This is a genomic window from Micromonospora sp. NPDC047756, from assembly GCF_055587245.1.
The window spans coordinates 562,213-585,440 of the sequence record NZ_JBVJGQ010000002.1 but is presented as its reverse complement, the minus strand read 5'-3'; the positions used below and the strand labels follow the sequence as shown (position 1 = coordinate 585,440).

24 protein-coding genes, 1 pseudogene and 1 riboswitch are annotated in these 23,228 nt (G+C 70.8%); of the genes and pseudogenes, 10 read left to right on the top strand and 15 right to left on the bottom strand.

What is annotated here, in order from left to right; translation table 11 throughout:
• Positions 1-156: 156 nt before the first annotated feature.
• Positions 157-930 carry a FadR/GntR family transcriptional regulator gene (locus ACZ6NZ_RS07745; protein WP_465856789.1) on the top strand — a complete coding sequence of 258 codons (774 nt, stop codon included), beginning with the start codon at positions 157-159 and terminating at the stop codon, positions 928-930.
• A 115-nt stretch (positions 931-1,045) separates the two neighbouring features.
• Here ACZ6NZ_RS07745 and ACZ6NZ_RS07740 read toward each other — a convergent pair whose 3' ends face one another.
• From ACZ6NZ_RS07740 to ACZ6NZ_RS07715, 6 genes are all read right to left on the bottom strand, one after another.
• Entirely contained in the window at positions 1,046-2,371 is a 1,326-nt protein-coding gene (locus ACZ6NZ_RS07740) for a carbohydrate-binding domain-containing protein (RefSeq protein WP_465856787.1), read from the bottom strand.
• A 184-nt stretch (positions 2,372-2,555) separates the two neighbouring features.
• The gene (locus tag ACZ6NZ_RS07735; RefSeq protein WP_465856785.1) at positions 2,556-3,302 is read right to left on the bottom strand and encodes a DUF6069 family protein; all 747 of its coding nucleotides are present in this window, start codon (positions 3,300-3,302) and stop codon (positions 2,556-2,558) included.
• 5 nt (positions 3,303-3,307) lie between these two features.
• Positions 3,308-4,306, bottom strand: a complete 999-nt coding sequence (locus tag ACZ6NZ_RS07730; protein WP_465856784.1) for an RNA polymerase subunit sigma-70 — start codon at positions 4,304-4,306, stop codon at positions 3,308-3,310.
• Positions 4,307-4,460: 154 nt separating this feature from the next.
• Positions 4,461-5,372: a hypothetical protein gene (locus ACZ6NZ_RS07725; protein ID WP_465856783.1), complete on the bottom strand. Its 912-nt coding sequence runs from the start codon at positions 5,370-5,372 to the stop codon at positions 4,461-4,463.
• 12 nt (positions 5,373-5,384) lie between these two features.
• Complete coding sequence (locus ACZ6NZ_RS07720; protein WP_465856781.1) at positions 5,385-6,173, bottom strand: SDR family NAD(P)-dependent oxidoreductase; 789 nt, start codon at positions 6,171-6,173, stop codon at positions 5,385-5,387.
• Entirely contained in the window at positions 6,173-7,012 is an 840-nt protein-coding gene (locus ACZ6NZ_RS07715; protein ID WP_366609234.1) for a fumarylacetoacetate hydrolase family protein, read from the bottom strand. Before ACZ6NZ_RS07715 ends, ACZ6NZ_RS07720 begins: the two co-directional genes overlap by 1 nt.
• Positions 7,013-7,123: 111 nt before the next feature.
• On the opposite strand from ACZ6NZ_RS07715, the gene ACZ6NZ_RS07710 reads away from it, so the two are divergent.
• Genes ACZ6NZ_RS07710 through ACZ6NZ_RS07695 form a run of 4 tightly spaced genes read left to right on the top strand, consistent with a single transcriptional unit; the run spans position 7,124 to position 10,623 of the window.
• Complete coding sequence (locus ACZ6NZ_RS07710; RefSeq protein ID WP_465856778.1) at positions 7,124-7,843, top strand: GntR family transcriptional regulator; 720 nt, start codon at positions 7,124-7,126, stop codon at positions 7,841-7,843.
• Positions 7,844-7,871: 28 nt separating this feature from the next.
• Complete coding sequence (locus ACZ6NZ_RS07705) at positions 7,872-8,582, top strand: (Fe-S)-binding protein (RefSeq protein ID WP_465856776.1); 711 nt, start codon at positions 7,872-7,874, stop codon at positions 8,580-8,582.
• Positions 8,579-10,024: a LutB/LldF family L-lactate oxidation iron-sulfur protein gene (locus ACZ6NZ_RS07700; RefSeq protein WP_366609230.1), complete on the top strand. Its 1,446-nt coding sequence runs from the start codon at positions 8,579-8,581 to the stop codon at positions 10,022-10,024. Before ACZ6NZ_RS07705 ends, ACZ6NZ_RS07700 begins: the two co-directional genes overlap by 4 nt.
• Positions 10,021-10,623 carry a LutC/YkgG family protein gene (locus tag ACZ6NZ_RS07695; protein ID WP_465856774.1) on the top strand — a complete coding sequence of 201 codons (603 nt, stop codon included), beginning with the start codon at positions 10,021-10,023 and terminating at the stop codon, positions 10,621-10,623. The genes ACZ6NZ_RS07700 and ACZ6NZ_RS07695 overlap by 4 nt, the downstream gene beginning before the upstream one ends.
• Here the strand turns inward: ACZ6NZ_RS07695 and ACZ6NZ_RS07690 are convergent.
• Positions 10,612-11,112 carry a signal peptidase II gene (locus ACZ6NZ_RS07690; RefSeq protein WP_366609227.1) on the bottom strand — a complete coding sequence of 167 codons (501 nt, stop codon included), beginning with the start codon at positions 11,110-11,112 and terminating at the stop codon, positions 10,612-10,614. The two genes, ACZ6NZ_RS07695 and ACZ6NZ_RS07690, sit on opposite strands and share 12 nt — an antisense overlap.
• 192 nt (positions 11,113-11,304) lie before the next feature.
• On the opposite strand from ACZ6NZ_RS07690, the gene ACZ6NZ_RS07685 reads away from it, so the two are divergent.
• Genes ACZ6NZ_RS07685 through ACZ6NZ_RS07665 form a run of 5 tightly spaced genes read left to right on the top strand, consistent with a single transcriptional unit; the run spans position 11,305 to position 16,447 of the window.
• Complete coding sequence (locus tag ACZ6NZ_RS07685; protein WP_465856772.1) at positions 11,305-12,903, top strand: ABC transporter substrate-binding protein; 1,599 nt, start codon at positions 11,305-11,307, stop codon at positions 12,901-12,903.
• A complete protein-coding gene (locus ACZ6NZ_RS07680) occupies positions 12,873-13,892 on the top strand; it encodes an ABC transporter permease (RefSeq protein ID WP_465856770.1) in 1,020 nt (339 codons plus the stop codon). Before ACZ6NZ_RS07685 ends, ACZ6NZ_RS07680 begins: the two co-directional genes overlap by 31 nt.
• On the top strand, positions 13,885-14,769 hold the full coding sequence (locus ACZ6NZ_RS07675; RefSeq protein WP_465856768.1) for an ABC transporter permease: 885 nt from the start codon (positions 13,885-13,887) through the stop codon (positions 14,767-14,769). Before ACZ6NZ_RS07680 ends, ACZ6NZ_RS07675 begins: the two co-directional genes overlap by 8 nt.
• Positions 14,766-15,770, top strand: a complete 1,005-nt coding sequence (locus ACZ6NZ_RS07670) for an ABC transporter ATP-binding protein (RefSeq protein WP_465856765.1) — start codon at positions 14,766-14,768, stop codon at positions 15,768-15,770. Before ACZ6NZ_RS07675 ends, ACZ6NZ_RS07670 begins: the two co-directional genes overlap by 4 nt.
• Positions 15,767-16,447: an ABC transporter ATP-binding protein gene (locus tag ACZ6NZ_RS07665; protein ID WP_465856763.1), complete on the top strand. Its 681-nt coding sequence runs from the start codon at positions 15,767-15,769 to the stop codon at positions 16,445-16,447. The genes ACZ6NZ_RS07670 and ACZ6NZ_RS07665 overlap by 4 nt, the downstream gene beginning before the upstream one ends.
• A gap of 85 nt (positions 16,448-16,532) precedes the next feature.
• On the opposite strand, the gene ACZ6NZ_RS07660 is transcribed toward ACZ6NZ_RS07665, so the two are convergent.
• From ACZ6NZ_RS07660 to ACZ6NZ_RS07625, 8 genes and pseudogenes are all read right to left on the bottom strand, one after another.
• A complete protein-coding gene (locus ACZ6NZ_RS07660; protein ID WP_465856761.1) occupies positions 16,533-17,432 on the bottom strand; it encodes an ABC transporter substrate-binding protein in 900 nt (299 codons plus the stop codon).
• Between the two features lie 79 nt (positions 17,433-17,511).
• Positions 17,512-18,588, bottom strand: a complete 1,077-nt coding sequence (locus ACZ6NZ_RS07655) for a cellulose binding domain-containing protein (RefSeq protein WP_465856759.1) — start codon at positions 18,586-18,588, stop codon at positions 17,512-17,514.
• 690 nt (positions 18,589-19,278) lie between these two features.
• A complete protein-coding gene (locus ACZ6NZ_RS07650) occupies positions 19,279-20,289 on the bottom strand; it encodes a hypothetical protein (protein WP_465856757.1) in 1,011 nt (336 codons plus the stop codon).
• On the bottom strand, positions 20,286-20,840 hold the full coding sequence (locus ACZ6NZ_RS07645; protein WP_465856755.1) for a PadR family transcriptional regulator: 555 nt from the start codon (positions 20,838-20,840) through the stop codon (positions 20,286-20,288). Before ACZ6NZ_RS07645 ends, ACZ6NZ_RS07650 begins: the two co-directional genes overlap by 4 nt.
• 154 nt (positions 20,841-20,994) lie before the next feature.
• Positions 20,995-21,134, bottom strand: a pseudogene (locus ACZ6NZ_RS07640) (helix-turn-helix domain-containing protein); the annotation flags it as partial.
• 196 nt (positions 21,135-21,330) lie between these two features.
• Entirely contained in the window at positions 21,331-21,894 is a 564-nt protein-coding gene (locus tag ACZ6NZ_RS07635; RefSeq protein WP_465857398.1) for a carboxymuconolactone decarboxylase family protein, read from the bottom strand.
• Between the two features lie 25 nt (positions 21,895-21,919).
• Entirely contained in the window at positions 21,920-22,228 is a 309-nt protein-coding gene (locus ACZ6NZ_RS07630) for an alcohol dehydrogenase catalytic domain-containing protein (RefSeq protein ID WP_465857396.1), read from the bottom strand.
• Between the two features lie 62 nt (positions 22,229-22,290).
• Complete coding sequence (locus ACZ6NZ_RS07625) at positions 22,291-22,737, bottom strand: acyl-CoA thioesterase (protein ID WP_465857394.1); 447 nt, start codon at positions 22,735-22,737, stop codon at positions 22,291-22,293.
• A 195-nt stretch (positions 22,738-22,932) separates the two neighbouring features.
• A riboswitch (cobalamin riboswitch) is annotated at positions 22,933-23,149 on the bottom strand.
• Positions 23,150-23,228 lie beyond the last annotated feature (79 nt).

Here is a 23,228-nt window from a genome sequence, read left to right as displayed (position 1 = left end):
GATTATCGATCGACGTCGCACGCTTGTCTCTCCTTCTGTCGTGGTCGCCGCCCCCGAGAGGACAGCTACCTCGGCGTTACATCCGCTTAACATCCGGATGCTAGGCCGAAAAAGCTGATTACCTCAAGAGGTAGATGCAAATGATATGATTTTTGAGTGGAACCGTCCTTACCAGAGGTTGCAGCCGTTCCGGCCCGCCCCGCCGAGTCCGGGCTGCACGCGCGCGTCCTCGAACACCTCGGCACCGCCATCTGCGGCGGCGAGTTGGCACCCGGTTCGGTCCTCAACATCGACGAGCTGGTCGACCGGTACGCCGTGTCCCGCTCGGTCGTCCGCGAGGTGCTACGGGTGCTGGCCTCGATCGGATTCATCGAGGCGCGCCGACGGGTAGGGGTGATGATCCGACCGGCGAGCGCGTGGAACGTCTTTGATCCGCAGGTGATCCGTTGGCGTCTCGCCTCGGCCGGCCGGATGGCCCAGCTCCGCTCGATCACCGAGCTACGCACCGCCGTCGAACCGCACGCGGCCTACCTGGCCGCCAGCCGGATCGGCCGTGACGAGGCGAGCGACCTCGTCGGGCTGGCGGCGAAGATGTGGGCGGCCGGCGAGGCCGGTGACGAGGAGCGCTTCCTGCACCTCGACATCGAGTTTCACCGGCGCGTCCTGCTCGCCTCCGGCAACGAGATGTTCCTCCGGCTCCAGGAGCTGGTCGCGGAGGTGCTCACCGGCCGGCACAAGCACCACCTCATGCCGCACCACCCGCATCAGCAGGCCCTCCAGATGCACGCCGACGTTGCCCAGGCGATCCAGCGGCGCGACGGTGAGCGCGCCCGGCAGGCCATGGTGCAGCTGATGGGGCAGGCGTTCGACGAGATGAAGTCACTGTGGGAGCAGACCGGCGAGCCCGACCGCGGAACGACCATCCGCTGACCGGGCACCCCATGATCGACTCGGCCTTCCGGAAGTCGCGGTGTCGGATCACCCCGGACACCCCGACATCCGTGAAGCCGAGTCGATCACCCAGCCTGAGCCCAGGGGGTACGCCTCAGCGGACCACGCCGATACCCGTGAACGACCTGTCGTACTCGGTGAACGACCGGTTCGTGTACGGCGCGTAGATCCAGGTCCGCAGCGAGTTGGCGGCGGTGTCGACCTCGACCAGGCGCACCGGGTTCGTGCTGTTGGAGTGGAACGTCTGGAGGAACGAGTAGATCTTGTTGCCGTTGACCCCGGTGTCGACCCGGTTGGCGGCGATGCCCGTGTGGCCGGAGAAGACGAACCGGATGTTGGCGTACTGCTTGACCAGGTTGTCGAAGAGGTACTGCGGGCTCGTCGCGCCGTACCCGGCACTCTGCTCGATTGCGCCGTTGCCGTCGATGTAGTCGTGGGTGACCACGATGACGTTGTGCCGGGGGTTGGCGGCGACGACGCTCCTGGCCCAGTTCACGGCCGCGACCCGGGGCCAGAGTTCCAGGGTCAGCACCATCCACTGCACGCCACCGGCCGTGAAGGTCGAGTACGAGTTGTCGACCTTGCCGGCCTCGAACTGCCCCCTGACCGCGCGGTACTGGCTGACGGTGAAGTACTGGTTGAACACGCTGGTGTCGCGGATGAGTTCGCGGGTGCGGGCGGGGTCGCGGGCGGAGCCGCCGACGCCGGTCGCCTGGGTGTCGTGGTTGCCCAGAGCCAGCGCGTACGGGATGGCGGCGTTCTCGATCGGCCGCATCGCGTTACGGGCGATGACGTACTGCGCGTGGTCCGGGGTGTCCCAGTTGACCACGTCACCGGAGGAGGTCACGAAGCGCAGGTCCAGCGCGGACCGGTTCTGCGCCAACCAGTTCGTGCGGTTGAGGAACCGGGTGTCCGAGCTGTTGAGCACCTCCTGCTGGGTGTCCGGCAGGACGGCGAAGCTGAACGTCGGGTCGGTGGTGCCAGCGGTCTCCATCCGTGCGGACGCGACGTGGACGTTGCGGTCGCAGGAGTCGGCCCGGAAGTCGTTGACGAGCTGGATCCGCACCGTGTGCTGGCCGGCGCCGACCGCAGCGCCGACCGGATAGGTGCCGTAACTGGTCGCGCTGACGATCGTGGTCTGGCCGACGTCGACACCGTCGACCGTCACCCGGACGGTGGGCCAGCCCTGGCAGTTGTCCCCGATGGCTCCGATCAGCACTCTCCCGGAGCCGCTGATGCTGGTGCTGGCGTAGCTGGAGTTGCTCCAGAGCGAGGCGTGCGTGCCGGAGGCGGGGACCGGGGTGCCGGTGGCCGTACGGATCGCCCCGTTCACGACGGTGAACGGAGAGGGCTCGGCGGCGCTCGCCGTGCTGCCGGCAAACGCTCCCCCCGCGAGGACGACCACTGTCGCCACAGCCATCGCACCGATCGTGGACCTTGATCTCCTGAATCGCACCGCTGATCCTCCCTTGACGACGTATGCCCAGAAGCGGGGCATACGTAGCCTAGGAGGAATCGGGATGACACATGTGAATACGTAACGGCCATCCTGCGTACCCGGGCGGGCGGCCACCGGAGTGACCACCCACCCGCTCGAGAGACTGTCAGCGTCGGTCGGTCCAGGCACGGAGGCTTCGTGCCAGGACGGGGATCATCACCGCCGCGGCGACGACGTGCAGCCCGACCAGGGCGGTGACGCTGGCCGCGTTCGCCCCGGCGATGAGGGGCGGGACCAGCGAGAGCACGGTCAGGGCCACCGCCGTCCACACGAACCGGTCCGCGGGCCGAGCACTCCACCGGAGCAGCGCCACGGCGATGACGACACCCACCACCGAGAAGAAGCCGGTCACCACCGCGATCCCGGACAACGGAATCGTCTCGCCACCATCGGGGATCTCGAAATCGACGCCGGCGGCCCGGGCCAGCGCGGCGGCGAGGGTGGTGCTCACCATCGCCGCGAGCGTCGCGATCACGCCGGTGCCGGCGAGCCCACGAAATCGGTGGGTGTGGCGGGGTGGGCCCGATGCCGGGCCGGCGACGATCCCGGTGTCCTTCATGCTGTTCATGTCGTCTCCTTCAGACGGAGGCTGTCGTACCGGATGTGGTGGCTGAGGTGTGACGGCACCGGGCGTGAACACACGCACTCGCGCCGTGCGACGGTCGGGGTTGCACAGCGCACGGACGCCGGTGCCGCGCAGCCAGAAGCCGGCGTCGCGCCCGAGGACCGGCCCGGGCTCACCGTCGCGCAGCTCCAACTGCACCCGCCCGCTGGTGACCACGCCGAACGCGTCGTGCCACTCCGCCGCGACCACCTCGGCACGCGCGCCGCCGTGCAGGGTGAGCGTCCGCACCGGGACTACTCCGTGCCGTCCGCCGGCAGGCGTTCCGGCAGCCCGAGCCGCGGGAACTGGTCGCCGTGAAAGATGAAGACCTCGGTGATCGCGCCGCCGGTGACGCGCAGGACGTCGATCGTCAACGGCAGGTACGCGCCCTCCTGCTCCCGCCAGTGGTAGAAGGCGACGGCGGGCTGGCGATTCACCGAGGTGGGGACCGCCCGCAGGCCCTTCATGCCATCGAAGCCGTCCTCGACCCAGCTGTTCACCACCGCGTCGCGGCCGACGTACAGGCCCGGCGTGGGCGGCATCGAATAGCGGACGTCGTCGCGCAGCATGGCCGCGAGCGCGTCGACATTCGTGGCCACGCTGGCGTCGGTGAAGCGCCGCACCAGCTCGCGGGTGCCGGCGTCCTCGTCGCCGCCGGTCCAGTCCTGCCGCTCGGCGGGCAGGTGCTCCCGCATGCCGGCGCGAGCCCGCTGCAAGGCGCTGTTGACCGAGTTGACCGAGTCACCGAGCAGCTCCGCGACGTCCCTGGCGGGCCAGCCGAGCACGTCCCGCAGGATCAGCACGGCTCGTGGACGCGGTGCGAGGTGCTGGACCGCGACCAGGTACGCCAGCTCGATCGTCTCCCGCGCGACGGCGACGGTCTCCGGCTCGTCCGCGTCGCCAGCGGGCAGCTCGTCGAGCAACCGGTCCGGGTAGGGCTGCAACCACAGCACCTCGCCGCCGGTCGCCGGCTCCGGGCGGCGCTTGGCGAGCAGGTCCAGGCAGGCGTTGGTGGCGATTCGGTACAGCCAGGCCCGGAACGTCGACCGCCCCTCGAAGGTCTCCCGCCGTCGCCAGGCGCGCAGGAATGTCTCCTGCACGGTGTCCTCGGCGTCCTCGAACGAGCCGAGCATCCGGTAGCAGTGCACGTGCAGTTCCCGCCGGTGCCGCTGCGCCAGCCCCGAGAACGCCGGCTCGTCGACTTCGCCCAGACCGCTCACGCCCAGCTCCTGCAGCCGCGTGTCCGCACTCATCACGTCATCCTTCCGCCTCGTCATGTCCTGTCGTAGGTATGACGGGCGCGGATGCGACAACTCATCACTCCGGTCGCTCTGAACGACCTGAAAGGCGACGGGAGGCGACCCGCCGGGCGCAGGCACGGGTCACCGGGAGGCGACGATCGTCGCGCTAGTGCGAGGTGCCGCCGCTCGATCGACTCGTGCCGGCGGCGGACGGCCGGTGCGCGATGCGGGGCGCCCGCACCGCGGAGGCGTTGCCCGACCCCGGGCGGTAGTCCCGTGCCGCGCTGGCCACCATCTCGTCGGCGTCGCGGGTAAGCGTCTCCCTGATGTGCGGCGGAACGACGTCGGACGTCGCCATCGCCAGTCGGACCTGCACCGCCCGGTCGTCGACCAGGCGGGCGAGGTCCGCCTCGCTCAGCTCGACCGCCCGCACCAGCGCGGCGCGGACGTCGACCACCGGGTCCGCGGCGAGCGCGCTGCGCTGCGCGGCGGTGGTCCGCGGGTTGCGGGCGACCCCCTTGCGTACGCGTGCGGTGCGATCGGCCAGCAGGGCGTCGATCACGTCGGGGTCGTGGGTGTGCGTGCCGAGTCGTTCCCGTACCTCGGGTGACACGTCGTCGATCAGCTTGGCGGCCAGCTCCGGCTCCAGTTGACGACTTTCCGCGAGGAGCCCGCGAAGCTCCTTGTCCGAGGTCTTCGACATGACCTGGCGGATCGACTCGTCGCAGGCCGGATTGCCGGCGACGGCCCAGCGGACCCACCGGTCGGCGTCCTTGACCAGGCGCATGAGGTTGGCGATCGACGCGGAGGGGTTCCTCGCCACAGCCTCCCGGACCTGACGATCATGGTCGCGGGTGAGCGGTCGCAGGGCCTGCGCGGGTGCGTCGACCCGAGAGGCGACCGCCTTGCGGACCAGGACCGACGGGTCGGACGCCAGGTCGATGAGGGTCATGTGTGGCGTCGTGGGGTCCTGAGCGATGGCGAGCCGAGCGTCAGCGCTGCCACCGATCGGACGGTGGGCGGTGGTGCCGGACGCGCGGTGACGGTCGGACGCGCCGACGTCCTGCTGTTTCCCCATGCCGCAATCATGTCACGCGCCCGATTCGGCAGGATTGGCCACGGGCGGGACGGGGGCGGGCAGGCGCAGACCGGACATGCCGCCGTCCACCGGCAGCGACGAACCGGTCACCGACCTGGTCGCGGGCGAGGCCAGGTAGACGACTGTGGCGGCCACCTCGTCGGCGGTCACCAGTCGGCCGGTCGGCTGCCGGGCGGCCAACTGCCGCTTCTCGGCCGTCGGGTCGGCCGCACCGGCGAGCAGGCGGGCCACCCAGGGTGTGTCGACGGTGCCGGGGGCGACACAGTTGACCCGGACGCCTGCCGTCACCAGGTCGGCGGCCATGGCGAGGGTGAGGGCGTGCACGGCGCCCTTCGACGCCGAGTAGAGGGCGCGTTTGGGCAGACCGGTGGTCGCGGCGATCGAGGAGATGTTGACGATCGCCGCGGACGACGACCGGCGCAGGTACGGCAGGGCGGCGGCGCTGGTTCGGGCCACACCGGAGACGTTGACGTCGAGCACGCGGCTCCACTGCTCGTCGTCGTTCTCCTCCACGGTGCCCACGGCCGAGATGGCGGCGTTGTTCACCAGGATGTCGATGCCGCCGAACGTCTCCGCGACCGAGGCGACGGCCGCGGTGAGGGAGGACCGGTCGGCCACGTCCGCCTGGACGCCGAGCACCCCGGGTGCCTCCGGCAGCCCGGACAGCTCCAGGTCCAGGACACCCACCCGGGCGCCGGCGGCGACGAACGCCCGCACGCAGGCGAGACCGATCCCCGAGCCACCTCCGGTCACCACCGCCACCAGACCGTCGCACCGCATCAGGCGTCCCGGAGCGTGTTGCGCTGCCGACCGAGGCCGTCGATCTCGACCTCCATCACGTCGCCGCCGGCCAGGTACGGGAATCGGCCGGAGAGTGCCACTCCCTGCGGGGTGCCGGTGTTGATGACGTCGCCCGGGTCCAGGACGGTGTACTGGGACAGGTGCCAGACCAGATACGCCACGTCGAAGATCATGTCCTTGGTGCTGGAGTCCTGGCGGGGCTCGCCGTTGACCCAGGAGCGCAGCCGCAGCGCCTGCGGGTCGCCGATCTCGTCGGCGGTGACCAGCCACGGGCCGAGCGGTTGGAACGTCTCACAGGACTTGCCCTTGGACCACTGGCCGCCGGAGACCGCCAGTTGGAAGTCCCGCTCGGAGACGTCGTTGGAGAGCACGTACCCGGCGATGTGCCCGAGGGCGTCGGCCGGCGAGGCGAGGTAGCGGGCCGTTCGGCCGATCACCACCGCCAGTTCCACCTCCCAGTCGGTCTTCGTCGATCCGCGCGGGATCAGGACCTCGTCGTACGGGCCGACGACGGTGTTGGGCGCCTTGTAGAAGATGATCGGCTCGGTCGGTGGCGTGGCACCGGACTCGGCGGCGTGCGCGGCGTAGTTCTGCCCGACGCAGAGCACCACCCCCGGCCGGGCGACCGGTGCGCCGACCCGCTGCCCGGTGACGTCGATCTCGGGTAGGTCGGTGGCCTCGCGGGCCCGCCGAACGCCGTCGCCGGCAAGGAACTCGCCGTCGATGTCGACGGTGAGTGACGAGAGGTCGAAGTGCCGCCCATCGACGTACAGCACGGGGCGTTCCCGTCCCACCGGCCCGACGCGCATGAATCTCACGAACCGACCTCCACCGCCTGGGTCGTGAAGACCCAATTTCCTATAGGATGTTGTTCGGCTCGTGTGTACTCGCTCACACCGGCACAGTCAAGGGGTCGCTGAGGAGACGAGATGGCCCAACAGGAACCTCGCGAGGGCCGACTCCGACCCGCCCGTCGACTCACCCTCGCCGAGGACGTCTACGAGTCGATAAAGACGCTGGTCATGGACCACATCCTGCCGCCCGGCGAGCGGGTCAACATCGACGCGCTCGCCCGGGAACTGGACGTCTCCCCCACCCCCGTCCGTGAGGCCCTCGCCCGGCTGGAGGCCGACGGTCTGGTCCGCAAACGCCCGCTTTCCGGCTACACCACGACACCACTGCTCAGCCGTGCCGAGTTCGACGACCTCTTCGACGTCCGGCACCTGCTGGAGGGGGCCACCGCCGGGCGAGCCGCCACCCACGCCTCCGCCGAAGCGCGCCAACAGATCAGCGTCGAGGCGGCGGCGAGCATCGACGTGGAGGCCGGCGACGGATATCGCCGCCACGCCGCCTTCACCGCACTGGACGCGACGTTCCACGACCTGATCGCCGAGGTCTCCGGCAGCCCGTTGCTGCGGGACACCATCACACGGCTGCACTCACACCTGCACCTGCACCGGCTGTACTTCCCGGTCGCCGGCGCAGCGGACACCAACACCGAGCACCAGCGCATCGCCGCCGCCATCGTCGCCGGCGACGCGATCGCCGCCACCGAGGCGATGCGGGCGCACCTCAGCGCCGCCCGGGAGCGCCACCTGCCCGCCTTCGACCGGCTCCCCACCCCCGCGACGCCGCGCGACTCGGCCTGACCCACCCCCACGGATCCGAGGAGCCGCCATGCGGATCGCCCTCTTCATCACCTGCGTCAACGACCTCGCGTTCCCGGCCACCGGCATCGCGGTCACCCGCATCCTGCGGCGACTCGGCCACACCGTCGACTTCCCCGCCGACCAGACCTGCTGCGGGCAGATGCACGCCAACACCGGTTACCGGGCCGAGGCCATGCCGATGGTGCGCAACTACGTCGACGTCTTCGACTCCTACGACGCCATCGTCGCGCCGTCCGGGTCGTGCACCGCGATGATCCGCGACCAGTATCCGCGCCTGCACGCGCCGGCCACGTCGGTGGCCGCCCGCACGTACGAGCTGTCCGAGTTGCTCGTCGACGTGCTCGGTGTCACCGACGTGGGCGCCGAGTTCAAGGAGACGGTCACCTACCACCCGACCTGCCACGGGCTGCGGATGCTGCGTCTCGGCGACCGACCGCTGACCCTGCTACGCCAGGTGCGCGGTATCCGACTGGTCGAGCTGGGCGACGCCGAGGAGTGCTGTGGCTTCGGCGGCACGTTCGCACTGAAGAACCCGGACGTCTCCACCGCCATGCTCACCGACAAGTGCGCCCGGGTCCGCGACACCGGCGCACGGGTGCTCGCCGCAGCCGACAACTCCTGCCTGGCGCACATCGGCGGCGGTCTCGACCGCCACCGCTCCGGCGTACGGGCCGTGCACTACGCCGAGATTCTCGCCGAGACGGGAGCCAGCTCATGAGCCATCCGGTCGCACCGGCCACCGGGGACGGGCGGATCCGTACACCACTGCCGTTCCCCACCGCCGCCCGGCCGGCCGTCGCCGACCCGCAACTGCGGGCCAACCTGCACCGGGCCACCCGCACCATCCGGGCCAAGCGGGCCCGGGTCGTCGACGAGGTGCCCGACTGGGAGGCGCTGCGCGACGCCGGCTCGGCGATCAAGGCGGACGTCCAACGTCGGTTGCCGGAGTTGCTGGAGCAGTTCGAGGCGTCCGTCACCGCCGCCGGCGCCACTGTGCACTGGGCCCGCGACGCGGCCGAGGCGTGCCGGATCGTGGTCGAGCTGACCCGGGCCACCGGAGCCGACGAGGTCGTGAAGGTCAAGTCGATGGCGACCCAGGAAATCGAGCTCAACGAGGCGCTGGAGGCCGCCGGGATCGCCGCGTACGAGACCGACCTCGCCGAGCTGATCGTGCAGCTCGGCGAGGACACCCCCTCGCACATCCTGGTGCCGGCGATCCACTACAACCGGTCCCAGATCCGGGAGATCTTCGAACGTCGCATGGCCGACGCGCCGCCCGACCTGAGCGACGAACCGGCCGCGCTGGCCGAAGCGGCCCGCGCTCACCTGCGACGCCGTTTCCTCTCGGCCCGGGTCGCCGTCTCCGGGGCCAACTTCGCCGTCGCCGACACCGGCACGCTCGTGGTGGTCGAGTCCGAGGGCAACGGCCGGATGTGCCTCACCCTCCCCGAGACGCTGATCAGCGTCGTCGGCGTCGAGAAGCTGCTGCCGACCTTCACCGACCTGGAGGTCTTCCTGCAACTGCTGCCGCGGTCCTCGACCGGGGAGCGGATGAACCCGTACACCTCGATGTGGACCGGCGTCACCCCCGGCGACGGCCCGCAGGACGTGCACGTCGTGCTCGTCGACAACGGCCGCTCCGCGGTGCTCGCCGACCCGGTCGGGCGGCCCGCACTCTCCTGCATCCGCTGCTCCGCGTGCCTCAACGTCTGCCCGGTGTACGAACGGGCCGGCGGGCACGCGTACGGCTCGGTCTACCCGGGCCCGATCGGCGCGATCCTGTCGCCGCAGCTGACCGGCGTTGCCGACAACGCCTCACTGCCGTACGCGTCGACCCTCTGCGGCGCCTGCTACGACGTGTGCCCCGTGAAGATCAACATTCCGGAGATCCTGGTCCACCTCCGCCAGCAGGCACCGCACCCGCCCGCCGAACGGGCCACCATGCGGCTGCTGTCCTGGGTGATGCGCAGCCCCCGACGCTGGGCCGCCGCCCTGCGCCTGGGCCGGGCCGGAGCGGGGCCTCTCGGGGCGTACCGTCAGCGGCGCACCGGCGCTCGCACGCTGCGGCGACTGCCCTGGCCCGCGTCGGCGTGGACCCGGTCGCGTGACCTGCCGCTGCCCGCGCCGCAGACCTTCCGGGAATGGTGGGGAAAACAGTGAGCGCACGTGACGAGATCCTGGCGCGGCTCCGGACGGCCCTGGCCGACAGCCCGCCGCCGGTGCGGGTGCCCCGCGGCTATCGCCGGGTCGGCGACCACCCCGACCTGGTCGAAACCCTCGTCGACCGCCTGGAGGACTACCGGGCCGTCGTCCACCGTGGCACCGGGGCGCTGCACCGGCTGCTCGGCGAGATCGGCCGGCTCGCCGTTCCCACCGACACCCCCGCCCATTGGCTGGACGGCTACGCCGGAGAGCTGCACCGCGACGCGCCCCCGCTGTCACCGGCCACGCTCGACGGCCTGGACGCCGTCCTGACCGGCTGTGCCGTGGCGGTCGCCGACACGGGCACCATCATCCTGGACGCCGGCCCGACGCAGGGGCGACGCGCGCTCACCCTCGTGCCCGACCGGCACATCTGTGTCGTCCGCACCGACCAGGTCGTCGGCCTGCTCCCGGAGGCGCTGGCCCGGCTGGACCCACGCGCGCCGCTGACCTGGATCTCGGGCCCGTCCGCGACGAGCGACATCGAGCTGAACCGGGTCGAGGGAGTGCACGGCCCGCGCCGCCTTGAGGTCGTCCTGGTCGAGTCAGGAGTCTGACGACACCTGCTCGCGGGGCTCGCCCGCCGGGTCCCGCAGCGGGACGCCGCGCACGTTGAGCAGCATGACGATGCCCACGCCGACCACCAGGGCGATGTCGGCGACGTTGCCGACGAAGAACCCGGCGTAGTCGATGAAGTCCACCACGTGTCCCCGCGCGAAGCCCGGCTCGCGAAAGAGTCGGTCCAGCAGGTGCGTCGTCGCGCCGCCGAGCACCAGGCCCAACGCCACCGCCCAGGGACGCGACGTGACCCGCCGGGCCACCACCGTCACCGCGACCACCGCCGCCGCCGCGAACACCGCGAAGATCCAGGTGTACGCGGAGCCGATCGAGAAGGCCGCGCCCGGGTTGTAGACGAGGCGCAACTGCAACAGCTCACCGAGGAGCGTGATGATCTGCCCGTCGGACAGCGCCGACTCGGCCCAGAACTTCGTGGCCTGATCGGCGGCGAGCACCACGGCAGCGATCAACACGACGGCGCGGAACATCCCGGAACCCTAGCCGGTCACCGGTGACCGTCACCACCGACAGAGCGAGGCCCCGTCCGACGGGCCGCACCCGAGAATGATGCACATGACTCGCAATTGCCAATGAGTTGCAACTGTGTCACCGTGATCATCAACTGTAGGCGGCTGCACCTGCGCGCCCACGCCCCGTTCCCCACACCACAGGAGCGTTCCGTGACCCGGATCCGTCCGACCTTCCGACGCCTTGTGGCGTCGACAGCAGCGGCCGGGATGCTCGTCCTCGCCGCCTGCTCGGCCCCGACCACACCGGACAGCCCAGCCGGCGGCGCGACCCTGGTCGTGGCCACCTCCGACGAGCCCGACGCGCTGAACCCGGTGCTCAACTTCGGCGTCGACGGCGCCGCGCTGATCTTCGACGGACTCGTCGCCCGCGACGGTGACAACCGCCTCGTCCCGGGGCTGGCCACCGCCCTGCCGACGGTGTCGCCCGACGGGCGCACGGTGACCGCGAAACTGCGTGACGGGGTGCAGTTCCACGACGGCACCACGCTGGGCGCGGCGGACGTGGCCTTCACCTACCAGGCGGTGCTGGACCCGACGGTGGACTCCACGCTCCGCTCGGACCTGGACATGGTGGAGTCGGTGACCGCGCCCGACGCGGCCACCGTCGTGTTCCGGCTGCGCTACCCGTACGCGCCGTTCCTCCAGCGACTCACCCTCGGCATCGTGCCGTCGAAGCTGCTGCTCGGGCAGGACATCAACACCACCGGGTTCAACCGGAAGCCGATCGGGACTGGACCGTACAAGGTCGAGTCCTGGACGCCGGGCGACCGGCTGGTGCTCACCGCGAACGAGCGCTACTTCGGTGGCCGGCCGGCGAACAACCGGGTCGTGGTGGCGTTCGTCGCCGACGACAACGTCCGCGCCCAGCGGATGCGGGCCGGCGAGTTCGACGCCGCCGAGCTGCCGCCGAAGCTCGCCTCCGGGTTCGACTCCGACACGGCGTACCGGGTGCAGCGGGTGCCGACCGCCGACTACCGGGGCGTGATGCTGCCGACGGGAAACCCCGTCCTCGCCGACCCGGCCGTCCGCCGGGCGCTCAACCTCGCCGTCGACCGGGCCGCGATGGTGTCCGGCATCCTCGGTGGCGCCGGCGAGCCGGCGTTCGGGCCGGTCCCCCCGACCTCCGAGTTCGCCGACCCTTCGACAATCGGCTCGCCGACCGCCGACGCGACGGCGGCGAGCGCGCTGCTCGACGCGGCCGGCTGGAAGCCCGGTGCGGGTGGGGTGCGGGCCAAGGACGGTCGGCCCGCCCGGTTCACGCTGATGTACCCGGCGACCGACACCCTGCGCAAGGACCTGGCCCTGGCCGTCACCGCCGACGCGAAGAAGATCGGCATCGAGGTCACCCCGGCCGGGCTCACCTGGGACGCCATCGACCCACGGATGAAGTCCGATGCCCTGCTGATGGGCTACGGCACGCCGTACGACCCGGACTTCGTCTCGTACAAGCTGTTCAGCTCCCAGTTCGCCGGGCAGGGCTACTTCAACCCCGGCTCGTACCGCTCCGAGGTGACCGACCGCGCTCTGCAGGAGGGCCGCGACCAGATCGACCCGGCTCTTCGCAAGGCCGCGTACGCGCAGTTCCAGAAGCAGTTGGCCGCCGACGTGCCGTGGCTGTTCCTCACCTACCTGCGGCACACCTACGTGCTGAAGTCCTCCGTCCAGGGCACGACCCCCCGGGTCGAGGCGCACGAGCACGGGGTGGCGAACAGCATCTGGTGGAACATCAACACCTGGACGCGCTCATGACCCGCACCGGGCGACTGGTCGGGGCCGGGGCGGTGATCCGACGCCGCCTCCTGGTCGCCGTGCCCGTGCTCGCCGCGACGAGCATCGGGATGTTCGCCCTGGGGGCCGCCTCACCTGTCGACCCCGCCAAGCAGTACGCGGGCGCGGCGGCCTTCACCGCCAGCGAGGAGAACCTGGCGCAGATCCGGGCCAACTGGGGTGTCGACGACCCGCTGCCGGTGCAGTACCTGCGCTGGATCGGCAATCTGGTCCAGGGCGACCTGGGCTGGTCGACCAGTCGTCACGAGCCGGTCGCCTCGGTGCTCTCCGCCCGGGCCGGCTGGACGCTGTTGCTGATCGGGGTGACCCTCGCCCTGGTCCTGGTCGCCAGTCTGCTGCTGGGCGCGCTGGCCGCGTACCGTCGTGGTGGGTTGTTCGACCGGGGTCTGCGGGCGGCGGCCTACGCGGTCGAGTCGATGCCGGTGTTCTGGCTGGGGCTGGCCGCGATCGCCGTGTTCGCGCTGGCCCTGGGCTGGTTTCCGGCGGGCGGGCTCACCGATGTCACAGCGACCAGCACCTCCTGGGCCGACGTGGCGCACCACCTGATCCTGCCGGTCGCAGTGCTTGCCGTTTCCCAGGCACCGTGGTTCGTGCTGTTCGTCCGGGACGCGGTGGCGGAGAGCATGCGCGACGACCACGTGCTCGCGGCGCGGGCCCGCGGGTTGCCTGGACGGACGGTCCTGTTCGGGCACGCGCTGCGGACCGCGCTGCTGCCGTTCCTCACCCTGGTCGGCACCCACCTGCCCGAACTGGTCGGCGGGGCGGTGCTCGTCGAGACGGTCTTCTCGCTGCCGGGCCTCGGTGCCGTCACGGTGGCCGCCGCGCTGGGCAGCGACTTCCCGCTGTTGGCGGCGATCACGCTGGTCACCACCGCCGTGGTGCTGGCCGCGAACCTCACCACCGACCTCGCCTACGCCGCCGCCGACCCGAGGGTGCGACTCGATGGCTGACCTTGTCACCCGACCGCCGCTGCTGCACCTGGCCCGGTCCCGGCTGCGGCTACGGCCCGGCCAGACCGGTGTCGTCGTCGCCGGCCTGGTCCTGCTGGTGGCGGTCGCCGGCTCGCTGCTGGCACCGCTCGTCTGGCCGCTCGACCAGAGCGCGGTCGCGCTGGACCAGACCCGGTTGGCACCGTCCTGGACCCACCTCGCCGGCACCGACGACCTGGGGCGCGACGTGGCTCACCGGGCCGTCTACGGACTGCGGGTCTCATTGCTCGTCGGCGCGGTCGCCGCCCTCGTGGCCACGGTGCTCGGTGGCGTCATCGGCGGGATCGCCGGCACGCTCGGCGGCCGGGTGGACCGGATCCTGATGCGGGTCGTGGACACCATCGCCGCGATGCCCCACCTGCTGCTGGGCATCTTCATCGTCGCCATGCTGCGTCCCAGCCTCGGTGCCGTGATCGCCTCCGTCGGGCTCACCCACTGGCTCTCCACCGCCCGCATCGTCCGATCCGAGTTGTTGAGCCTGCGGACCCGACCGTTCATCGACGCCGCCATCAGCGGTGGGGCCGGCCGACTCCGGGTCCTCACCCGGCACCTCCTGCCGCACGTCCTGCCCCGGCTGGCGCTGGCCACCACCCTGATGATCCCGCACGCGGTGTGGCACGAGACCGCCCTGTCGTTCCTCGGCCTCGGCCTGCCTCCGCACCTCGCCTCACTGGGCAACATGATCAATGACGGCCAGGGGTCGCTGCTGACCGGTGCCTGGTGGGCGAGCCTGGCACCGGGCGCGGTCATCGTCGTCGTCACCCTCGCCATCGCGGTCCTCGCCGCCCGCTGGCGCGACCGCCTCGATCCCCGGATCCGAGCGGAGCTGCACCTGTGACCACCACCGAATCGGTTTCGGCCCCGGCGTCTCCCCGCGCCGCCGCGGATCAGCCACTGCTCACCGTGGACGACCTCGGGGTCGAGTTCCGGCTCCGCGACACGACGGTGCGTGCCGTCAGCGACCTCAGCCTCACCGTACGGGCCGGCGAACTGCTGGCCATCGTCGGCGAGTCCGGCTGCGGCAAGTCCGTCCTGGCCCACGCCCTGCTCGGCCTGCTACCCGGCAACGCCACGACCACCGGCCACGCCGTCCTGCACGACCCGGGCAGCGAACCGGTCGACCTGATCACCTGCGGTCAGCGCCAGCTGGCGCGCCGGGTACGCGGGCACCGCGTCGGGCTGGTGCCGCAGAGCCCGGCCACCGCCCTGAACCCGGTGCGCACCGGACGTCGACTGCTCGCCGAGACGCTGCGGGCGCACGGGCGTGACCGCGCCGACGCCGACCAACTCGCTGTCGACGTCGGGCTCGACCCGGCGGACCTGGACCGCTACCCCCACGAACTCTCCGGTGGCATGGCGCAACGTCTGGTCACCGCGCTCGCCCTGGCACCCGACCCGTCGCTGCTCATCGCCGACGAACCCACCACCGGGCTGGACCGACCCCTGGTCGACCACACCCTCGACCTGCTGAGACGTCGCTGCGACAACGGCTCGGCGGTCGTGCTCATCACGCACGACCTGGCTGCCGCGCAACGCGTCGCCGACACCATCGCCGTGATGTACGCCAGCCGCATCGTGGAACACCGCGACACCGGCCAGCTCTTCACCGCGCCGACCCATCCATACGCCTCGGCGTTGCTCGACGCCCTGCCGGACCGGGCCTTCCGGCCGGTGCCGGGCGACCCGCCGATGCTCACCGCGCTGCCCCCCGGCTGCGCGTTCGCACCCCGCTGCCCGCGCCGCACCGACACCTGCGCGGACCGACCAGAGCCGACACCGGTCGCCGGTGGCGGCACGGTGGCCTGCCACCACCCGATCCCCACCGGAGCCACCACGTGACCAGCCCGCAGCACCTGCTCGCCGACGAGGTGACCGTCGGGTACGGCCGTCAGGTCGTGCTCGACGGCGTCACGGTGCGGATCGACCGCGGCGAGGCGGTAGGACTGCGCGGGCCCTCCGGCTGCGGAAAGTCGACGCTGGTTCGGGTCCTGGCCCTGCTGCACCGCCCGGACCACGGCCAGGTCAGCATCGACGGCACCCCGGTCGACGGCGTCCGGTATGCCGTACCGGTCGCCCTGCGGACCCGCGTCGCCGCCCTCTTCCAGAGCCCACGTGCCGCCGCCGACCCCCGACTGAGTCTCGCCGACCTGATCGCCGAGCCGCTACGCGCCACCCGGACGCCCGAGTCGACGGTCCGGGAGCGGGTGGCCGAACTCGCCGATCTCGTCGGCCTCACCGCCGACCTGCGCGGCCGACGGCCGCACGCGGTGTCCGACGGGCAACTGCAACGCGCCTGCCTCGCCCGCGCCCTCGTACATCGGCCGGACTACCTGCTCTGCGACGAGGCCACGGCGATGCTCGACGCCTCGACCCAGGCGCACGTCGCCGCCGTCATCCGCGACTACCAGCGGACCCAGCGGGCCGGTGTCCTGGTCATCAGCCACGACCAGACTTTGCTGGACCGCTGGACCGACCGGATCGTCGACCTTGCCGGTGCAGCGAGGGCGCGCACCTGACCCTCGGTCCGGGGCGTTGCGAATGCCGGGGGCGACCGGGCGATCGGCATCAGAGGTCCGCCTCCGCCATTCGGGCGCGACAGCGTCAGCCGACGTCGAGGGGCACCCGCCGGGCGCGGGAGTCGGGGCGGCCGGCGAGGATGCCGGCGAGGACCTCCGCCCCGTCGACGACCCTCGGGCCGGGGCGGTTGAAGTAGGCAGGCCCGTCGACCACCCACACCTGCCCGGCACGCACCGCGGGCAGGTCCGGCCAACCGGGCTGCCCGACCGCCACGGACAGCTCGTCGACGGTCCGCTCCGGCGTGAACCCGCACGGCCCGAACACCACCACGTCGGGGGCCAGGTCGGCGACCACCGACCACGGGTGCGGGGTGCTGTGCGCACCCGGCCCGAGCAGCAGCGACCGCCCACCCGCATGGGTGATCTGCTCCGGAACCCAGTGCCCGCCCGGCATCAACGGGTCAAGCCACTCGACGAACAGCACCGTCGGCGCGCCGGGCACCGACCCCGGCAACGCGGCGAGGCGACGCTCGGCGTCAGCTCGGATCTCCGCCGCCCTGCCTTCGGTGCCGGTCAGCGCGGCCACGGCATCGACAGTGTCCAGGATCCCGTCGATGGTCCGCGCCTCCAGGGACATCACCCTGGTGTCGAGATCGATCAGACCAACCGCGTCGTTGACCCGCTGGTAGGAGACCGCACACACGTCGCACAGATCCTGGGTCAGGATCAGATCCGGCTTCAGCCCTTCCAGCATGGCGACGTCCAGCTGGTACAGCGACGAGCCTCGGTGCGCGTCACCGGCGATCGCCGCCGAGATCTCCCGGCTCGTCAAGGTCTCCGGCAGGGACGTCGCGGTCACCGCCGGGACGTCGGCCAGGGCCTCCGGCGGCCAGTCACACTCGTGGGTACGGCCAACCAGGTGCCCGGTCAGGCCGAGCATGGCCACGATGTCCGTGGCCGCCGGCAGCAGGGAAACGATGCGCACAACCGCCTGCCTACCAGGCGCGACCGCGCCACGTCCACTTGTGCGAGCCGCCGCTGTAGTGGAACTAAGGGCCGAGGCGCTAACGGATGGTGAAGGTCAGCGGGTTCGAGATGCCGATGCCGCCGTGGGAGTCATGGACCCGCACGGTGAAGGTGGACGACGTGCCGGCCGACAGGGCCGTCTGGAACTGGTAGCGCTGTCCGCTGCTGGTCGGCGTCACGGCCAGCCGGGTTGCGCCGAGGTGCAACTCCACCCGGCTGACGAGGTCCCCGGGATCGGTGTCGGCGACGTCGGCGACCAGCGTGACGGTCGTCGGCTCGAGGAAGTAGGTCTGCCCGCCGGGGGTGCTCAACGCCACCGCCGGCGGGTGGTTGGTGCCGCTGGACGCCGGCGTCACCACCGTGACCAGCAACGGCGGCGCACTGCCAGGCAGCGACTGGTCGGTGCCGGCCGAGACGTACAGCACGAAGGTGGTGCTGGTGCCGGGCTCCCCGATCGGTGGTGTCCACAGCGCCTCGTACCGGTCACCGGTCGTCCTCACCCCCCGGGCTACCGTGACGCCGTCCACCCGGAACGACACCGAGGTGATGCTGTGTCCGCCTCCCACGGTCGCGGTCGCCGCCAGCGGGACGGCTCCCGGCGTGGTGTATACCGCGCCGGCGGTCGGGCTGAGCCAGGTGACGATCGCCGGCCAGTCAGCGACCGGCGGTGTGGTCGTCCGGGTCGGCGTCACGCTGGGCAGGACGCCGCCGGTGCACGTGACGCCGTTGAGCGTGAACGACGCCGGTACGGGGTTGCTGCCCGACCAGGCGCCGACGAAACCGATGTTCGCGGAGCCATTGGTGCCCAGGGTCGCGTTCCAGCCGAGATGGGTCGCGCTGACCTGCTGGCCCTCCTGGGCCCAGGTGGCGCTCCAGGTTTGCCTGAGCCGCTGGTCGACTGCAGGGAACGCGAACCGCAGCGTCCACCCGTTGACTGGGTCACCCAAGTTGGTGACCGCGATGTCGGCGTGGAAGCCACCGGTCCACTGGCTGGTGACGACGTAGTTCACCCGACACCCGGCCGCCGCGTTCGCCGCACTGGCGTGTGAGATCGCGGCCATCATCGCGACCATGGCAACAGCGATGGCGGCCACAGCAGTCAGCGACTTCCGCATGGCACACCTCGCCGTAAATAGTTCAACGTCTATGAATATATCGACTGTCCTGCTGCTCCGCCTTCCTGTCAAGGCACACACGGCAGTCCTGCCGCCGGCAGGACAACGGAGAGCCCGTCCATGGCTGATCGGTAGCGGCCACAGCGCCGAGCAGGCAGAAGAGTGGATAGCGCGGCTTCCCGCCTCGACCGCGACTGACCGCCAGGTCCTGGACGACTTCGCGTGAAAGGACGCAACGAAGTGGGCGGCCAAGTCCCGGCAAAAAATCGACGGCCGGGTACGCGACCTGGCAATGTGGACCGGCGAGTGGGCAGAGCACAGAACTACCGCCATCAGTCAGCCTGCGAGTCAGAGCGCGGGGGCACCCTCTCGTGATGTGGGCGCCTGCTCCCAACCTGCTCCCCCTAAACCGGTCTCGCGCCGGGCCGCCGACCGCCGGCCGGTGTGTGAGCGGCCTGCCCAGTGCTTGGTTGGCACCAGCACTGGCTCCCGCAGCCGCATCGGTCGATCGGGGAGCACGCTCACCACCGCCGCGCCTTGCCAGCGGCTACTTGTGCGAGCGTAGGTCGGCGTACCGCGTCGGCGCGACGTGAGCCGGTGATGGCCCGTCGGTGCGTCGGCTTTCGAAACGATGCGGGGTCGGACCATAGTGGACAATCGCCCGCCTCGCCGCGTCTCGGTTCGCCGCGCTCAGGGATGTCTGGTGACGGGCAGCGGGCCAGCGGTGCGGACGATGTCGCGGTAGACGGCGAGGGCGGGCTTGGGTCGGTAGGTGTCGGTGACGATGCCGAGTGTTCCGGTGGGTTCCGTGGAGTTGCTGTCGGCGTCCCTGAGGCTGAACAGTTCGTAGTGGGTGATGTTCAGACGCTCTTGTTCGGTGAGGATGACGCCGAGCATGTCCGACAGCGAGTCGCACTGTGCCTGCTCGGTGCGCGGTGACCCGCTCGGGGTGCCGTTCTCCACGATGTGGATGGGAGTGTTGGGCGGGATGTGCGCGCGGGGCAGCAACCCGCCCCGCAAGTGGTGCAGGGCGTGTGTGGTGAGGGATGCGGTGTCTCCCGGGTTGCCCCGCGGGGCGACGGGCGAGAAGGCGTCGGGGTACAGGCCCAGGCCGACGTAGTCGACGTGGGCGGCGAAGTCCTGGTACGGGACCGAGGAAAGGTACGACCAGAACTGGTCGTCGCCGCCCAACCATTCGGGTGGTTCGGCGACGGAAAAGCCGGTCCGTACGTGCTGGAGACCCCGCCGGTCCAGAGCGGCGCGTGCGTGCGGGATGCCGAGGACCAGGGCCTCGAGCACGCCCGGTGCGCTTCCGTCGATGAGCGGGATGGGGAAGTTCGGCTCAAGCGTCACCTGGAGGTACCGCGTCAGGTGACCGTAGCGGTCGATCACGGTGTCGAGGAAGGTCAGCCATCCGGAGAGGTCGGCGGCCCGGGGGATGTAGCTGACCACGAGGTCCAGCTCACGGTTTCCGTCGACGTACCACTCGTCGGGCATCGTGAGGTGCGCGAGTTCGTGTTCGGCGCCGAGCGAGGTGACGACGTCCGGCGGTGCTGGGTCGCCGAGGAAGTGCACGTACTCGCGGATGACGAAGGGGCGACCATTCGAGAGGTCGTCGACGAGGTGGCGGATCGCGGCGACATCGGGTGGGTGGGAGCAGACCGTGCCGGCCCGCCCGCCCGGATAGATACCGAACTTCACGCTTCTGCACTCCCGTATTGGTGGGCTTTCTGGGTTGGCCAGCCGATCTCGCGCGCGCAGATCCGCCGCACCAGAGTCCTGATCCAGGTGGCTTCGGTGGCGACGATGGTGCGCCAGTAGGCGACTTCGAGCATGTGCACTTCGAGTACGTCACCGTCGGGCAGCCCCGAAAGGGCAGCCAATTCTTGGTCGAGCCGGTCGGCGCGACCGTCCAGGATGCACGCCGCCTGGTCGATCGGAAGAATTCCGACGTAGGCGACCGCCATGACGAAGTCCACGGACGCGGCCGGGGTGTCGCGTACGCCAGCCTCGACCTTGTGGCGGAAGTCGGCGAGACCTACGGCAGTCAACTCGTAGGCCGTACGCGGCGGCCGATTCCCCACTCGCTCGGGCCGCCCGGAGGAGACCAAGCCTGCCTTCTCGAGCGCCTTCAACAGGGACGTAACCGTGCTGCGGGTGACCGATAGGTGTCCGTATCGCTCGCGTAGGCGTGTCGTGATGTCGTAGCCATGCGCCGACTGCTCGACGAGGAGTCCGAGGATCGGCAACACCAGGCTGTTCCTTGACGCGTCCAAAGGCACCCAGGCAACCTATAGGCGTATACGTCTAATCACAAGACCGAGCCAGGCGCCCGAGACGACGACCAGGTTGCACGTCAAAGGCGACGCCCTCGCCCACCGACCTAACGTGCAGCCGGTGGCGCGGGTCTGGTCTGGCGATGGAGCTGCGGACATAACGCACGAGAGGAGCGGGCCGTGCTGCGTGAGTCCGGCAGCCTTGCGTAGGTTCGCGAGGCGACGGCCAAGCGCCTGGCGCGCGGCACTGATCCCATCGCTGTCGCCCATCGGCCGCCCTCGGTGGTGAAGACGGGGTGTCTGCGGCGCTGGTGTCGATGAACGCGGTGTGGGAGGTGCCGGCCGTGGATGCGATCGAGTGCCGTTCGTCGTCGGTGAGCGCGCATCGTCGATCACGACCGTGATGGGCTACCACCTTGCCCATCGCGGGTGCAGGCGTCCACCGCTGTCGCCTGGAGGCGGTCCATCAGGGCGTGACGTCGGCGAAGCGAGGCGCGCCCGGCTCGAGTTCGACGCGGGCGGCCCGGGCGGCGAAGCTGATCGCGTGGTACCACCCACAGAGCAGGAACAGGTCCAGCAACTGCGACTCGTCCAGAACCTCGTGGGCGAATCGCCAGATTTCATCATCGATGTCCGCTGCGTCGTGCAGGGCGTCCGCCACCTGAATCAGCGCTTGTTCCCGGCCGGTGGCCCAGCACGGATCGTCCGGCATTCCGTGGGTGAGCGAGGCGATCTCGGTCCGGGTGAGTCCGGCGCGGTCGGCGAAAACCATCAGGTGGACGCCCCACTCGTACTCGCAGCGGCAGCGTGCGCAGGTGCGGAGGATGACGATTTCGCGCTCACGGAGTGTGAGGGATAGTTGCCGGCCGAGTTCGTATCGGCCCCAGTGGCTCATCGCGATGGTCATCGGCAAGTTCTTGGCGAACGTTCGGAACAGGCCGATCGGCGGCATGCTGGTCGGCATCATCGCGGCGAGTTGGGCCTCGACGTCCGCGGTGAAGGGTGATTCGAGCGCGGGTATGCGAGCCATAGCCACCTCCGAGGGCGATTCTGATTCAGAAGCACCATAGCGATTTGTTTTTCGAAGCGCCAGCGTGGTCGCGCCTTGGAACGACAGCGGGGCGAGCGAATGCGATCCCCAGCCCAGCGCGCTGACGACATGCCCGTGGTAGGTGCGTACCGCTGCGAACGACGCGTCGAGCGTCGCGCAGCCCGTACACCTCGTCCCCCGGCTCGAAGTCGGTCACCTCCGCGCCGACCGCCGCCACGACGCCGGCAAGGTCCAGGCCGAGCACCGCAGGCAGCTCGACACGCGCGTGCGCGGCCTTTCCAGCCTGGATCTTCGTGTCGAGAGGGTTGACCAGATCGACGGCGGGGCGGGTTCCTCGGACCGCGCCGGCGCCGCGACGGGCGCACCGCGCACGGGTCAGTCGTCTTCGGCACCGTCGAGCAGCGCCCGCCGCAACGCCAGCCGGTGCTCGCGGCGGATCTCCGCCTCCCGGTACCGTCGCCGGTCCCCGTCGGTCTCCGTCAGCAGCGGCGGCACCGTCCTCGGCTGGCCATCGTCGTCGATGGCGACCATGACCAGGTGGGCGGTGGCCACGTCGGTGGGCGGGACCGCCCGGTCCCACCGGTCGGCGGTCACCTTGACCGCCACCTCCATCGAGCTGCGACCGGCCCAGGTGATCCGCGCGTCGACGTGCACGACGTCGCCGACCCGCACCGCCCGCAGGAACGCGGTCTCGTCGATCGCGGCCGTGACCGCTGGCCCGTCGGAATGGCGGGCGGCGACCACCCCGGCCACCGAGTCGATGAGGTTGAGGATCCGGCCGCCGTGCACCGTACCCATCAGGTTCGTGTGGTGCTGGTCCATGATCTGCGACAGGGTCAGGTGCGACGCCGACGGTGCTCGGCCGGTGGTGGTGGTGGTGTCGTGCACAGCGGTAGTCCGTCCCTCGGGAAACCACACCCCCGGACCACGGACGCACACTGACGAGGACGCGCCCACGCAGAGAGCGCGACACGTCACCCGCTCAGCCCACCCGCGAGGCCGACGGCAGCGCACACGGTTGTGTACGCGGCACTGGCAGGTCTTCGGACTCGCGGGCCCGACCGGCTGCACGCCGGTCCCCTACTGGCCGTCGCTTCCCAGGCCACTGGCCCAGTGCTGATGACGGCGGTCGTTCCCACTCACCGCTGCGGGGCAGCCCCGGATTCCCACCGGGTTCCCTCTTACGACGCCCAGCCACCTCACGACCGGGCGAACCAGCGCCACCGGGAGCATAGCTGGCCAGGGGTGACGGCCCCTCCGCCCGGGAGGTGTTCGGCTTTAGCCATGTGAGGAAAAAGTTCGTCACCTCTTGT

Bases quoted from the DNA above. Each gene is read 5' to 3' on its own strand.
- ACZ6NZ_RS07740 (WP_465856787.1), bottom strand. From the start codon at position 2,371: ATGGCTGTGGCGACAGTGGTCGTCCTCGCGGGGGGAGCGTTTGCCGGC.
- ACZ6NZ_RS07730 (WP_465856784.1), bottom strand. From the start codon at position 4,306: ATGAGTGCGGACACGCGGCTGCAGGAGCTGGGCGTGAGCGGTCTGGGC.
- ACZ6NZ_RS07725 (WP_465856783.1), bottom strand. From the start codon at position 5,372: ATGGGGAAACAGCAGGACGTCGGCGCGTCCGACCGTCACCGCGCGTCC.
- ACZ6NZ_RS07720 (WP_465856781.1), bottom strand. From the start codon at position 6,173: ATGCGGTGCGACGGTCTGGTGGCGGTGGTGACCGGAGGTGGCTCGGGG.
- ACZ6NZ_RS07710 (WP_465856778.1), top strand. From the start codon at position 7,124: ATGGCCCAACAGGAACCTCGCGAGGGCCGACTCCGACCCGCCCGTCGA.
- ACZ6NZ_RS07705 (WP_465856776.1), top strand. From the start codon at position 7,872: ATGCGGATCGCCCTCTTCATCACCTGCGTCAACGACCTCGCGTTCCCG.
- ACZ6NZ_RS07700 (WP_366609230.1), top strand. From the start codon at position 8,579: ATGAGCCATCCGGTCGCACCGGCCACCGGGGACGGGCGGATCCGTACA.
- ACZ6NZ_RS07690 (WP_366609227.1), bottom strand. From the start codon at position 11,112: ATGTTCCGCGCCGTCGTGTTGATCGCTGCCGTGGTGCTCGCCGCCGAT.
- ACZ6NZ_RS07675 (WP_465856768.1), top strand. From the start codon at position 13,885: ATGGCTGACCTTGTCACCCGACCGCCGCTGCTGCACCTGGCCCGGTCC.
- ACZ6NZ_RS07655 (WP_465856759.1), bottom strand. From the start codon at position 18,588: ATGCGGAAGTCGCTGACTGCTGTGGCCGCCATCGCTGTTGCCATGGTC.
- ACZ6NZ_RS07635 (WP_465857398.1), bottom strand. From the start codon at position 21,894: ATGGCTCGCATACCCGCGCTCGAATCACCCTTCACCGCGGACGTCGAG.
- ACZ6NZ_RS07625 (WP_465857394.1), bottom strand. From the start codon at position 22,737: ATGGACCAGCACCACACGAACCTGATGGGTACGGTGCACGGCGGCCGG.